The 12,697-nt window shown below is 66.0% G+C and carries 13 protein-coding genes and 1 tRNA gene; 9 read left to right on the top strand and 5 right to left on the bottom strand.

The annotated features are described in order from the left end of the window. Positions 1–12: 12 nt before the first annotated feature. On the top strand, positions 13–1,239 hold the full coding sequence (locus LG299_RS05500; RefSeq protein WP_404433966.1) for a sensor histidine kinase: 1,227 nt from the start codon (positions 13–15) through the stop codon (positions 1,237–1,239). Continuing rightward, on the top strand, positions 1,236–1,919 hold the full coding sequence (locus tag LG299_RS05495) for a response regulator (protein ID WP_404433965.1): 684 nt from the start codon (positions 1,236–1,238) through the stop codon (positions 1,917–1,919). Before LG299_RS05500 ends, LG299_RS05495 begins: the two co-directional genes overlap by 4 nt. 32 nt (positions 1,920–1,951) lie before the next feature. Here LG299_RS05495 and LG299_RS05490 read toward each other — a convergent pair whose 3' ends face one another. Next, on the bottom strand, positions 1,952–2,452 hold the full coding sequence (locus LG299_RS05490) for a DNA modification methylase (protein ID WP_404433963.1): 501 nt from the start codon (positions 2,450–2,452) through the stop codon (positions 1,952–1,954). A gap of 131 nt (positions 2,453–2,583) precedes the next feature. Between LG299_RS05490 and LG299_RS05485 the strand changes: the two genes are divergently transcribed. Both LG299_RS05485 and ispD read left to right on the top strand, forming a co-directional pair. Next, on the top strand, positions 2,584–3,066 hold the full coding sequence (locus LG299_RS05485; RefSeq protein ID WP_404433961.1) for a CarD family transcriptional regulator: 483 nt from the start codon (positions 2,584–2,586) through the stop codon (positions 3,064–3,066). 26 nt (positions 3,067–3,092) lie between these two features. Continuing rightward, positions 3,093–4,280, top strand: a complete 1,188-nt coding sequence (ispD, locus tag LG299_RS05480; protein ID WP_404433960.1) for a 2-C-methyl-D-erythritol 4-phosphate cytidylyltransferase — start codon at positions 3,093–3,095, stop codon at positions 4,278–4,280. On the opposite strand, the gene LG299_RS05475 is transcribed toward ispD, so the two are convergent. After that, positions 4,268–4,753 (bottom strand): GNAT family N-acetyltransferase, encoded by a 486-nt coding sequence (locus tag LG299_RS05475; RefSeq protein WP_404433958.1) that lies wholly within the window; start codon positions 4,751–4,753, stop codon positions 4,268–4,270. The two genes, ispD and LG299_RS05475, sit on opposite strands and share 13 nt — an antisense overlap. A gap of 1 nt (position 4,754) precedes the next feature. After that, positions 4,755–5,699 (bottom strand): DMT family transporter, encoded by a 945-nt coding sequence (locus tag LG299_RS05470; RefSeq protein WP_404433956.1) that lies wholly within the window; start codon positions 5,697–5,699, stop codon positions 4,755–4,757. Positions 5,700–5,738: 39 nt separating this feature from the next. Here LG299_RS05470 and cysS point away from each other — a divergent pair, with 39 nt between their 5' ends. From cysS to LG299_RS05455, 3 genes are read left to right on the top strand one after another with little or no spacing between them, the layout of a single operon-like run. Then, positions 5,739–7,142 (top strand): cysteine--tRNA ligase, encoded by a 1,404-nt coding sequence (gene cysS, locus LG299_RS05465; protein WP_404433954.1) that lies wholly within the window; start codon positions 5,739–5,741, stop codon positions 7,140–7,142. Further along, positions 7,142–8,125 carry a 23S rRNA (guanosine(2251)-2'-O)-methyltransferase RlmB gene (rlmB, locus tag LG299_RS05460; RefSeq protein WP_404433952.1) on the top strand — a complete coding sequence of 328 codons (984 nt, stop codon included), beginning with the start codon at positions 7,142–7,144 and terminating at the stop codon, positions 8,123–8,125. Before cysS ends, rlmB begins: the two co-directional genes overlap by 1 nt. 49 nt (positions 8,126–8,174) lie before the next feature. After that, complete coding sequence (locus LG299_RS05455) at positions 8,175–8,816, top strand: NAD(P)-dependent oxidoreductase (RefSeq protein ID WP_404433950.1); 642 nt, start codon at positions 8,175–8,177, stop codon at positions 8,814–8,816. A 7-nt stretch (positions 8,817–8,823) separates the two neighbouring features. Here LG299_RS05455 and LG299_RS05450 read toward each other — a convergent pair whose 3' ends face one another. Both LG299_RS05450 and LG299_RS05445 read right to left on the bottom strand, forming a co-directional pair. Beyond that, positions 8,824–10,131, bottom strand: coding sequence for a DUF4032 domain-containing protein (locus LG299_RS05450; RefSeq protein ID WP_404433948.1), 1,308 nt, complete (start codon positions 10,129–10,131; stop codon positions 8,824–8,826). A 78-nt stretch (positions 10,132–10,209) separates the two neighbouring features. Continuing rightward, complete coding sequence (locus tag LG299_RS05445) at positions 10,210–11,316, bottom strand: ABC transporter ATP-binding protein (protein WP_404433946.1); 1,107 nt, start codon at positions 11,314–11,316, stop codon at positions 10,210–10,212. 224 nt (positions 11,317–11,540) lie between these two features. Here LG299_RS05445 and LG299_RS05440 point away from each other — a divergent pair, with 224 nt between their 5' ends. Both LG299_RS05440 and LG299_RS05435 read left to right on the top strand, forming a co-directional pair. Next, the gene (locus tag LG299_RS05440) at positions 11,541–12,479 is read left to right on the top strand and encodes a DsbA family protein (RefSeq protein WP_404433944.1); all 939 of its coding nucleotides are present in this window, start codon (positions 11,541–11,543) and stop codon (positions 12,477–12,479) included. 46 nt (positions 12,480–12,525) lie between these two features. Beyond that, positions 12,526–12,601, top strand: a tRNA-Thr gene (locus tag LG299_RS05435). The last annotated feature ends 96 nt before the right edge of the window (positions 12,602–12,697 follow it).

Genomic DNA, 12,697 nt, shown 5'->3' with positions numbered 1-12,697 from the left:
TACGCTGGGGGCATGGACACGACGCAGCTTGCGCTGCTCGCACTCCTGGCCGGAGTCGCCATCGGAGGCTCAGTAGCGGCACTGATCGTCGCCGCCCTTCGGGCACGCGATAAGGCGATTGGCGAGACGTCTCTGCACATCCCGGATGGAGTGCGGGACGTGCTGCACGGCATGGACGACGCGGCAATCGTTGTCGACACGTCGTCGACGATCTTGGCGGCCTCGGCCGCTGCTGCACCGTTCGGGCTCGTCGAATCGAGCGTGCTCACCGAGGAAGGACTCCGTCTGCTCGCCCGCCGCGCTCGCGACACCGAACTCCCAGCCAGCGAGAACATGCGGCTCCGCCGGGGTGCAGCCCCGGCTGAGCCGCGCCTGGTCGCGGTGCGGGCAACGCGCATTTCGCCGCGGCTGAGTCTTCTCGTGCTCCGTGACATCACCGAGCGGGAGAGGGTTGAACAGATGCGCCGTGACTTCGTGGCCAACACGAGCCACGAACTCAAGACGCCGGTCGGCGCGGTGAGCCTGCTGGCTGAAGCGATTGAGTCCGCAGCGGACGATCCGCCCCAGGTGCGGATCTTCGCCGGTCGACTGACCGCCGAGGCCGCGCGCTTGTCGCAACTCACGTCGCGCATCATGCACCTTTCCCGCCTGCAGTCGGCCGATGAGCTCACCGAGGCGCGGGTCGTCTCGATCGACGAGGTCGTCGCCGCCGCCATCGATGCACATGCGATTGCCGCAGCATCAGCCGGTGTCGAACTCGTGCGCGGGGGCGAACGCGGACTCCACGTTCGCGGCGACTCTCAGGTGCTCAGCGAGGCGCTCGGCAACCTCGTGGCCAACGCCATCGCATACTCGCCCAGCGGTTCGCGTGTCGGAGTCGGCGTGAAGCTCGCTGACGGTGTCGTCGAGGTGGCTGTAGCCGATCGGGGCATCGGCATCGCGGAAGGCGACCAAGACCGTGTGTTCGAGCGCTTCTATCGCGCCGATGACGCGCGCTCGCGGCGGACTGGCGGCACCGGCTTGGGGCTGTCGATCGTCAAGCACGCCGTACAGCGCCACGGCGGCGAAGTGCGATTGTGGTCCAGGCCAGGTCGCGGCTCGACCTTCACCGTCCGACTGCCGCTCACCGACCCGCCCGATGACATCCCCCGCAAGAAGCCGCGCAAGAAGAAGCGTGTGAAGCCACCCAAAACCGCCAGCATCCCCATCGCTTCTGCCGACCCCGGAGGTCCTCAATGACTCGCGTACTGATCGTCGAAGACGAACCTGACCTGGCCGATCCGCTCGCCTACCTCCTGGGCCGGGAGGGCTACGAAGTCGAGATCGCCGAAGACGGTCCGTCCGCGCTGACGGCCTTCCGTGATCACGGAGCAGACATCGTGCTGCTGGACCTCATGCTGCCCGGGATGCCGGGAACCGAGGTCTGCCGCCAAATCCGCACCGCCTCGGGTGTGCCGATCATCATGCTGACGGCCAAGGACTCCGAGGTCGACATCGTCGTCGGGCTCGAGCTCGGCGCGGACGACTACGTCACCAAGCCGTACTCCTCGCGGGAGCTCCTCGCCCGTATGCGCGCCGTGCTGCGGCGCTTCGCGCAGGCCGACGCAGATCTTGACGATCGCGTCCTCGAGGGCGGGCGTGTACTGCTTGACATCGACCGCCACACGGTGGCCGTCGCCGGCCGCGAGATCGCCATGCCGCTGAAGGAATTCGAGTTGCTCGAGGTCCTTATGCGCAACGCGGGCCGTGTGCTCACGCGCGGTCAGATCATCGACCGGGTGTGGGGGAGTGACTACTTCGGCGACACGAAGACACTCGACGTGCACATCAAGCGCATCCGCTCACGCATCGAGCAGAACCCCGCCGACCCCACGATGCTCGTGACGGTGCGCGGACTCGGCTACCGCTTCGAGGGCTGAGTCGTTCGAGGCTGAATGTTCCCGCTCGAACTTCAGGGAACGAGCGACTCGAGGTAGGGCAGAGCGCCATCGAGGATCGGCACAGCCACCAGCGCGCCGGTCGCATCGCCCGACTCGAAGAACCCCGGAATGTCGGTGCCGGGAAGCATCTCGACGCCTTCGAGCAGCAGCGGGTCGTCCTCTTCGCTGCCCAGGCTCACCACGCTGTTCGCGGGCACGCGCACGCTCGCGGTGATCGTGTCGGGTGACTCGCCGAACTCGAGGCGGAGCGTCTGCGCCTCGTCGGTCGGGTTGACGATCGCAGCGACGAGGTTGCCGGCCGAGCCGTCTTCGTTCGCGACGATGAACGCGTTGCGAACCTCGAGCGGACCGGAGTCGGGGACGTTGACGCCCTCGGCCGGGGAATAGGGGATCGCGGTTGCTTGCGTAGCCAGCATGCTGCAACCGGTCGTGCCCAAAAGAACGGCTGCGCCGATGGCGATCGACGCGATAAGGCGCGAGTTCACGGATCCTCCCAGGACGTATGACGACATCGCCATCAGTCTAGAGGCTTCATTGGGAGTGGGAGTGGTCAGATCTCTGGCGGCGTGGACAGTCGGAGGGCGGAGAACCTTAGCGTATCTGCGCTGTGATATCCTAGAGGTTGCCGAAAGGACATAACTGCATGCTTTTTGAGGTTGGCGAAACCGTCGTTTACCCCCACCACGGGGCGGCGACGATCATCGAAGTCAAAGACCGGGTCATCAAGGGCGAGACCAAGAGGTACTTGAAGCTCAACGTCACTCAGGGAGACCTCATTATCGAGGTTCCTGCAGAGAACGTCGATCTGGTCGGCGTCCGCGATGTGATCGGAAAGGAAGGCCTCGACAAGGTCTTCGAGGTTCTGCGCGCGCCCTTCACGGAGGAGCCCACGAACTGGTCCCGCCGGTACAAGGCGAACCTCGAGAAGCTCGCCTCCGGTGACGTGATCAAGGTCAGCGAGGTCGTTCGCGACCTGTGGCGTCGCGATCAGGACCGCGGACTCTCGGCCGGTGAGAAGCGCATGCTCGCGAAGGCGAAGCAGATCCTCATCTCCGAGCTCGCGCTCGCTGAGAAGACGGACGAAGAGCAGGCCGGCGTGATCCTCGACGAGGTCCTTGCTTCCTGATCGACTCCGCGCGATAGCGTGAGGGCGTGTACATCGCCCCTTCGCCGCGCGTTGCGGTCATCGTCGTGGCTGCGGGCTCCGGCACGCGTCTGCGCGCGCGAGCCCCGAAGGCGTTTGTCGCGGTTGGCGCAGAGTCGATGCTTTGTCATGCCCTCCACGGCATAGCGGCGGTTTCGTCCGAGAATCCGCTGCAGACGGTTATCGTGGTGCCCCCGGGGTATGAGGACGCAGCCCTCGACGACGCACGCGCGGCTCTCCCTTCCTCGGAAGACCTCGTGTCGGTCACTCCGGGCGGGGCGACCCGTCAAGAGTCCGTCGCCGCTGGGCTAGCGCGCATCGCGCCGCAGGTCGAGATCGTTCTCGTTCACGATGCGGCACGTGCTTTGACTCCGCCCGAGGTCTACGCGCGCGTGATCGCAGCGGTAAAGGGCGGTGCCGCTGGTGTCGTCCCGGTCGTGCCGGTGGTCGACACGATCAAACGGGTCGAGGCCGGCAGGGTCGTCGCGGCCGTCGATCGTTCGGTGCTCTCTGCCGCGCAGACTCCGCAGGGTTTCGATCGGGCGGTGCTGGATGCGGCGTATGCCGAGGCATCCGACGACTTCACCGATGACGCCGCTCTCGTTGCCGCAGCGGGCCATGACGTCGTCGCTGTAGAGGGGGACCCGATGGCGTTCAAGATCACGACTCCGGCCGACCTCGACCGCGCGCACGCTCTCGTCGCGCCGCGTGAACGTGTGTCACCCCCCACCTCCCGAGTGGGGATCGGCACCGACGTTCACGCGTTCGGAGGGGAAGGCTCGCTATGGCTCGCGGGGCTCGAGTGGCCAGGCGAACAAGCGCTTTCGGGGCACTCCGACGGGGATGCCATCGCCCACGCCATCGTCGACGCATTGTTGGCTGCCGCTGGGCTCGGTGATATCGGCACGCACTTCGGCACGGATCACCCCGAATACGCCGGTGCGCACGCCGGAGTTTTTCTCGAGCGGACGCGCGAGATCCTCGCCGAGGCCGGTTGGCGGGTCGGGAACGTGTCCGTGCAGGTCCAGGCGAATCGCCCGCGGTTCGCTGCGCGGAGGACTGAGGCTGAGGCCGTGCTCAGCGCGGCTGTGGGTGCCCCGGTGTCGCTCTCGGCGACCACAACGGACGGCCTGGGCTTCGCCGGCGCTGGTGAGGGCGTCGCGGCGTTCGCGATCGCGATGGTCTACTTGGGCTGATGCTCGAGGTCGAGCGTCATGTACACCGAGAACGGGTCTTCGGTATAGCCCTCGAAGGGTCCGCATTCGGTGAACCCGACGCTCTCGTAGAGACGCTGTGCGGGAATGAAGTCTTCGGGCGTTCCGGTTTCGAGCCACAGGCTCGCGAGGCCCCGCGAGCGAGAGTCCGCGATGATGTGCGCCAAGAGTGCACGGCCCACGCCGTGCCCGCGGAAGCGGTCGTCGACCCGCATCGACTTGAGTTCGCCCTGGCGATCGCCGAACGTCTTGAGCGCGCCGATGCCCGCGAGCTCGTCGTCGATCCATGCTGACCAGAATGTGATCGACGGATGCTGCAGCCCGTCCATGTCCAGAGCGTGGACGCTCTCGGGCGGCGAGGTCTGGTGCATGCCGGCCAGGTGAGCCGCGATGAGCAGCTGGGTCGGTTCACCCGAAAGGTCGTCGATACGAATGCGGATACGGGGCCGGGTCATGTCAGGCCTCCACGGCGAACGGACGGGGGTCACGCGCTCGTGACCCCCACGCGAGGAGGGCGAGTCCTGCTGCCAGCACGATCAATCCGACGACCGCCAAGATCGACAAGCGCTCGCCCAGCACGACGATTCCGAGGACTGCGGCGGTCAGCGGTTCGCCGAGGGTCAGCGTCGCCGCTGTCGCAGCGGTCAGTCCGCTGAGCCCCCAGGTGAACATGACGTAGGCGATCGAGATCGTTCCGATCCCGAGCCACAGCGCCATCACCAGCCCGCTCGTCGTGGCCATCCACGCCAGGTCGACGAACGGGAGTCCGAACGCCGCAATGAGGGCGGAGCTCGCTCCCATCGCCCCGACAACGGTGAACGGGTCCCACCCGGCATCTAGAAGTCGACGTTGGGCGTTGGCGATGACGGCGAACGACGCACCCGCCCCGACAGAGCCGAGCAACCCGATGAGGCTGGTGCCGCCCGTACTGCCGGAACCAGCGGCTTCACCGCCGAATCCGAGGAGGATGACACCTGTGGTGGCCAGCCCGGTGGCCAACATCCACGTCGCCGACGGTACGCGTCGCGTGAGCGCCCACTCCAGAAGGCCCGCGAGGATCGGCGCAGAACCGAGCGCGACAACCGTGCCGACGGCGACGCCGTTCTCGGCCGTACCGAGGAAGAACAGAGGCTGATAGAGCGCCAGGCACGCTCCCGTCAGCACCATGAGCACCAACGGGTGCGTGGTGAGCCGTGGGGCCGGTGTCGAGGCGAGCCCGGCTGGTGCGTGCCTTCTGTGGCGCGCGGCCAGAGCGAAGGCGATCACGGCGAGACCCGTTCCACCGATCACCATCCGCATGACGCCGATCGAAAGCGGAGTCGTGCCCTCGGGGCCGAGCGCCTGAGAAGTGCCGGTCGTGCCGAACAGCAGGGCCGCGGCGAGGACGGCGAGAACATGCACTCCTCTGTTCTACCCTGTCTGCGCCGGTAGGCTGGTGCGGTGACAGTCTCGCTCTTCGACACCAAGGCGCGGGCGTTGCGCGACTTCGAGCCGCTGGACCCCCTGAACGTCACGATCTACGTCTGCGGGCCGACGGTGCAGTCCGGTCCGCATATCGGTCATCTGCGCGGTGCGCTGAGCTTCGACATCCTTCGTCGCTGGCTCGCCTACCGTTTCGGGCGGGTGAGCTTCGTGCGCAATGTCACTGATATTGACGACAAGGTGCTTGCGAACGCGACGCCGGGTGAGCCCTGGTGGGCGCTCGCGTACCGCATGGAGCGCGAATTTTCGAGTGCGTATGCGGCGATCGGAATCCTTCCACCGACCTATGAGCCGCGGGCGACTGCGTCGATCCCGCAGATGATCGAGCTGATCGAGTCGCTCGTCGCTGCGGGCCACGCCTACCCTGCGGGTGATGCCGCTCCCGGCGACGTGTACTTCGATGTGCGCTCGTGGCCGACCTACGGCGCGCTGACGAATCAGTCGATCGACGCGATGGAATCGGCGACCGACGCCGATCCACGAGGCAAGCGAGACCCGCATGACTTCGCCCTCTGGAAGGGCGCCAAGGCCGACGAGCCCGCCAGCGCGATCTGGGACTCGCCCTGGGGGCCGGGACGACCCGGCTGGCACATCGAGTGCTCGGCCATGGCGCGACGCTACCTCGGCGCCCAGTTCGACATCCACGGCGGCGGCCTTGACCTGCGCTTCCCGCACCACGAGAACGAATTGGCCCAGTCCACGGCTGCGGGCGATCCGTTCGCGCGTTTCTGGGTGCACAACGGCCTGGTGACCTCCGGTGACCAGAAGATGTCGAAGTCGCTCGGCAACTTCATGCTCGCTGCCGACGTACTGAAGACGCGGGACCCGCTCGTCGTTCGCTACGCGCTCGCCGCGGCGCACTACCGCTCGAGCCTCGACGTGACCGAGAAGTCTTTCGACGAAGCCGACGCCGTGTTCGGTCGGATTCGCGGCTTTCTGGAACGTGCAGGACGGATGCTGGGAACCCAAAGCTGGCTGACCGTTGCGGGGCTACCCGATGCGTTCAGTGTCGCCATGGACAACGACCTGGGTGTGCCGCAAGCTCTCGCGGTCGTGAACGACACCGTCCGCGCGGGCAACGCCGCACTGGACGCGGGTGACCACGAGGCCGCGGCCCGTGCGTCGGTCGAGGTCGGACGCATGCTCGGCATCTTGGGACTCAACCCCCTGGACCCGCAGTGGCAGAAGCAGGGCGGGGCCGAAGCATCCGCCCTCGATGTCCTCGTACGCACCATGATCGCTCAGCGCGCTGACGCGCGAGCGGCCAAAGATTGGTCGGCTGCCGATCGTGTCCGAGACGCGCTCACGGCCGCAGGAATCACCCTGGAGGACACTCCGGACGACACACATTGGAGCATGTAATGGCTGGTAAGCCAGGGCGCCCGGGCGCCGCAAAGGGAAAGAAAGGCCCCACGAAGGGCACAGGCGGCAAGAACAAGCGCTCGCTGGAAGGTCGTGGGCCGACGCCCAAGGCTGAGGACCGCGCCTGGCACCCCGCCGGCCAGCGCAAGGCGGCAGCCGAGCGCTACGCTGCTGCGGGCGGTAAGGGCAAGCCTGCAGGGCAAGCGCAATCGCGGCCGCGTGCAGCGAAGAAGGAAGACGACACCGAGACGGTCACCGGCCGCAACTCGGTGCTCGAAGCACTGCGCGCCAAGATTCCGGCGACGGCGTTCTATATCGCTCAGCGCGTCGAGATGGACGACCGCGTGAAAGAGATGCTCTCCATCGCCACCCACCGCGGGATTCCGGTCATGGAGGTCACGCGACCCGAGCTCGACCGCATGGCGGGCTTCGACGGCGTTCACCAGGGTGTCGCACTCAAGGTGCCGCCGTACGAGTATGCGCACCCGCAAGATCTGCTCGAGAAGGTCATCGAGGCAGGGAATGTTCCGCTCTTCGTCGCGCTGGACGGTGTCACCGATCCGCGCAACCTCGGCGCGATCATCCGCTCTACTGCGGCGTTCGGGGGCCACGCCGTCATCCTGCCGCAGCGTCGTTCAGCGAGCGTCAACTCCGCTGCGTGGAAGACCAGCGCGGGTGCTGCGGCTCGTATTCCGGTCGCGATCGCCTCGAACCTCACCTCGATGCTGAAGGACTTCAAGAAGCAGGGCGTCTTCGTCCTCGGCCTGGCCGGTGACGGTGACGTCTCGCTCCCTGCCCTCGAATTGGCAGACCGTCCGGTCGTCATCGTCGTGGGGTCCGAGGGCAAGGGGCTCTCGCGCCTCGTGACCGAGACCTGCGATCAGATCGTCTCGATCCCGATCTCGGGTATGGAGTCGCTGAACGCGGGGATCGCCGCATCCGTCGCCCTGTACCAGGTGTCGACTCTGCGCGCGGGGGAATGAACCGAGCCGCGCAGATCTTGTCATCTTCGACACCGTCGAAAGGGAGAACATGACTCGCATTGCCGTCATCGGAGGAACCGGCTACGCCGGAAGCAACATCATCCACGAGGCGTTGAGCCGGGGGCACACGGTCGTTTCGGTTGCGCGTAGCGTACCGAGCGAGCGCATCGAGGGAGCGACGTACATCGAGGGAACCCTGCTGGACGTGCCGGGCCTCGTCGAAGAGTTGCAGGGTGTCGAGGTGGTTGTCTCGGCCGTTGCGGCCCGTGGCGACATGCTCGGGCACATGCGAGACAACGTCGCACAGCTCGTCGCGAACCTCCCGACCTCGGTACGCATCGGGGTGGTCGGTGGCGCCGGCGGCAGCCTCATCGCCCCCGAGGGCGAGCGGCTCATCGATCAGCCGTCGTTCACCGAGGAGTACAAGCCTGAAGCCCTCGAGGCGATCGGTATCCTCGAAGACCTCCAGGCCGACGACCGCGGGCACGACTGGTTCTACATTCACCCGGCGGGCGGCTTCGGCGCCTGGGCCGCGGGCGAGCGCACCGGCACCTATCGTGACGGCGGCGACGTGCTCGTGACGGACGAGAAGGGTGACTCGTACATCTCGGGCCCCGACTTCGGTGTGGCCGTGGTCGACGAGATCGAGAACCCGAAGCACTCACGCGAGCGTTTCACTGTCGGGTATTGAACCCGCCCTAAACCAAATCCCGCCAGTCCACCCCGTCGTCGTCATCGTCGATGACGGGGAGGTCTGCGGTGATGACCGGGAGCGACATCGTCTCGGTCGGCGGACCCATCAGTGTCGCCTCATCGCGGCGGTGGCGCAGCACCGTGTCGATGTAACTGGCGAGCACTTCGGCGAGCGACGCGGAGCGCCCCTTCGCCTGCGACATGTACCAGCGGTGCTCGAGCACCTGGTGGAACACTTCGGCCGGTTCGAGCTTCGACCGCAGTTCGAACGGAATCGCCTTGACGACGGGTTCGAAGACGCGCGTCAACCACTCGTGCGCGGCCATGTCTTCGTCGTCACCGAGTCGTGAGACCCGCACGCGGAACTCGTCGACGTCGTTGAGTAGTCGCCGGGCCTGATTCTCTTCCACATCGAGACCCGTGAGTCGGATGAGCCGGCGCTGGTGGTGCCCGGCATCCACCACCTTCGGCTCGATCGACACCTTCGTGCCGTCCGCGGTGGTCTCGATAGACATCTCGCCGATATCGAATCCGAGATCGTTGAGTCGCTGAACCCGTTCGGTGAGTCGCCAGGCTTCGGACGAGCCAAAGGTTTCAGCATCCGTTAAAGCGGCCCACAGCGAGTGGTACGACGACATGATGCCGTCGGCGATGGCGATGGCATCCACCCCGCCTTCGAGGCGTCCGCCGGCTTCGAGGTCCATGATCTCGCCGGCGATGTTGGTGCGTGCCACATCGAGGTCGTGCGCGCGCTGGCCGGGTGTTAAGCCCGACTCGTGAAGCTCGCCCGTCTCGGCATCGACCAAATAGGCCGCGAAGGCACCGGCATCGCGACGGAAGAGGGTGTTGGAGAGCGAGACGTCGCCCCAGAAGAACCCGACATTGTGCAGGCGCACGAGGAGCACGGCAAGAGCGTCGACGAGGCGTGTCGCGGTGTCGGGGCGCAGTACCTGCGTGAACAGGGCGCGGTAGGGGAGAGAGAACTTCAGGTGCGCAGTGACGAGGGCAGCGGGGAGCGGCTCTCCGGACGAGTCCTTGCGACCGGCGATGACCGCGACGCGTTCGACGCACGGGGCATCCAAGCGCTGCAGGTTGCCGAGCATGTCGTACTCACGACGAGCCATTTCTTCGGTGGTCTCTTTGACCGCGATGACCCGACCCGAGAGGCTCGAGAAACGTACGAGGTGACGAGACAGACCCTTCGGGAGCGATACGATCGCGCTCGAAGGCCATTCACCCAGCGGTGTCGACCACGGCAACGTCAGTAGTGCAGGATCCACCGAACTTGCGGTGATGCTCAGTGAGTCTGGCATGTGGCTCCGACCGAAGGATCCGACAGAAGAAATGCCGCGGCGCGGAGGGTCGATGACCCCCCGCGCCGCGGTAGTGAATCAGCTGCCCGAGATGACCGGAGCGTCGTTGAGCCGCTCGCCGGTCTCGATGTCGAACGCGTGCACGTGACCCGCCTTCGCTGCCAGCGTGACAGTCTCGCCTGCGTTCGGGTGGTTGCGGCCGTCGACACGGGCGACGATGTCGGAGCGCTTGCCGCCGATGTCGGTGTGACCGTAGAGGTAGCCGTCAGCACCGAGCTCTTCGACCAGGTCGACGACGACCGCGAGGCCCTTGCCGTCGGCGGGACCCACCTCGATGTCTTCGGGGCGAACGCCGATTGTGACCTGGCTGCCGTGTGCACGGCCGACCGTGTCGCGGTCCAGGGGAACGACCTCGGTGCCGAACTCGACGCCACCCTCGGCGAGGTTCGCCGGGAACAGGTTCATTGCGGGCGAGCCAATGAAGCCAGCGACGAACACGTTGTTCGGACGCTCGTACAGGTCGCGGGGCGTACCGACCTGCTGCAGGATGCCGTCCTTGAGAACCGCGATGCGGTCACCCATGGTGAGGGCCTCGGTCTGGTCGTGTGTGACGTAGACCGTGGTGACGCCGAGGCGACGCTGCAGCGAAGCGATCTGGGTGCGGGTCTGGACGCGGAGCTTGGCGTCGAGGTTCGACAGCGGCTCGTCCATGAGGAACACCTGGGGCTGACGAACGATCGCGCGACCCATGGCAACGCGCTGACGCTGACCACCCGAAAGCGCCTTCGGCTTGCGAGTCAGGTACTCCTCGAGGTCGAGGAGCTTGGCTGCCTCGAGCACGCGGGCGGCACGGTCTTCCTTGCCGACGCCGGCGATCTTCAGAGCGAAGCCCATGTTCTCGGCGACGGTCATGTGCGGGTAGAGGGCGTAGTTCTGGAACACCATCGCGATGTCGCGGTCCTTCGGCGGAACGTCAGTGACGTCGCGCTCGCCGATGCGGATGCTGCCCGAGTTGACCTCTTCGAGGCCGGCCAGCATGCGGAGGGACGTGGACTTACCGCAACCGGAGGGGCCAACGAGGACGAGGAACTCGCCGTCTGCTACCTCGAGGTTGAGCTTGTCGACCGCGGCGCGGGTTCCGCCGGGGTACAGACGGGTTGCGTTGTCAAACGTGACTGACGCCATTTTTTCTTCTCCTTCACCGGCAGGTACGTGCCGGACGATCCGTTGTGAGGAATGAGCGGGGGCTTAGACCCGCAGCCCTTCTTTGGGCGTGACTCCAGTATGACACGGGTGTCACCGAGGTGCTGTCTGGGGTTTTCCCAGACTGCCTGGATACCATCGATCTCGGCCCGCCTTCTGGGAGCGGGCCCTGCCGAATTCGGCCCCCGCGTCACCCGAGAGGTTCCATGTCCAGCGACGATTCTTCGAACGCGACTGCTCCGAGCGAGCGACGTGACGCGGTGCGCGAGAAGGCGCAACTGGTCGCCGCACAGCAGACGCGCAACCGTCGCTTTCGCACGGCATCTCTCGCCGTGTCGGCCGTCGCCGTCGTGGCGATCGCCGCGGTCGTCGTGACCTGGGCGGTATCGTCCTCCGCCGCAAAGCCGATGGTCAGCCCAGCGAACGTCACCGACAACGGCTTCGTCATCTCATCGGTCGCGGGTGTGGGCGCCGCCTCTTCGGTCGACCCGCCAGCGACCCCCACTCCAGACGCAACCCCCACTCCAGATGCAAGCGCGACACCGGCTGTCGAGCAGCCCGTCGTCGACATCCGGGTCTACGTCGACTATCTCTCCACCGGTTCACGCGATTTTCAGGTCGCGAACGTGCAGCAGCTGTCTAAATGGGTGACCGAGGGTGCAGCAACTTTGGCCTACTACCCGGTTGCGATGTTGACGGCGAAGTCCAACGGCACGAAGTATTCGATGCGTGCGGCCAGTGCCGCGGCGTGCGTCGGGACGCATTCGAACGACACGTTCTTCGCATTCAACAACGCCCTCCTCGTTCAACAGCCCGATGTCGATTCGGACGGGTTCACCGATGTCGAGCTCGCTGACCTCGCGATCGCGACCGGTGCCGCTTCCCCCAAGGTCGTCCGGGCGTGCGTTGAGGATCAGTCCTACATGCCCTGGGCAAAGGCTGCGACGGAGCGATCACTGAAGAGTCTTCCGGGTACCCAGGGTCTGGCCTTGACAAGCACTCCCATGGTGCTCGTGAACAACACTCCTTACGTCGGTGCGCTCGATGACCCCAAGGAGTTCGCCCAGTTCGTTCTGACTATCGCGAGCGATACGTACTACGACGAGGCTGCGAACCCGTCGGCTACGCCGACCCCCGGCCCCTGACTCCACGAGATCAGCTGAGCGCTCGGCCCCGTAGAATGTAGATCTTGCCGACTTGGCGCAATTGGTAGCGCACCGTACTTGTAATACGGGGGTTGCAGGTTCAAGTCCTGTAGTCGGCACCAAACCCTCAGAGCGCTCCCTCTGCTAGCGTGTGCGTAGAGCGCATAGATGTTCGCAGAGCGAACGCGAGAAGCGAGATGATCGCTGAACTGACCGGC

The sequence above is a fragment of the Microbacterium lacus genome (genome assembly GCF_044794305.1).
Classification (GTDB): Bacteria; Actinomycetota; Actinomycetes; order Actinomycetales; family Microbacteriaceae; genus Microbacterium; species Microbacterium lacus_B.
This window is presented reverse-complemented; position numbering and strand designations above follow the sequence as displayed.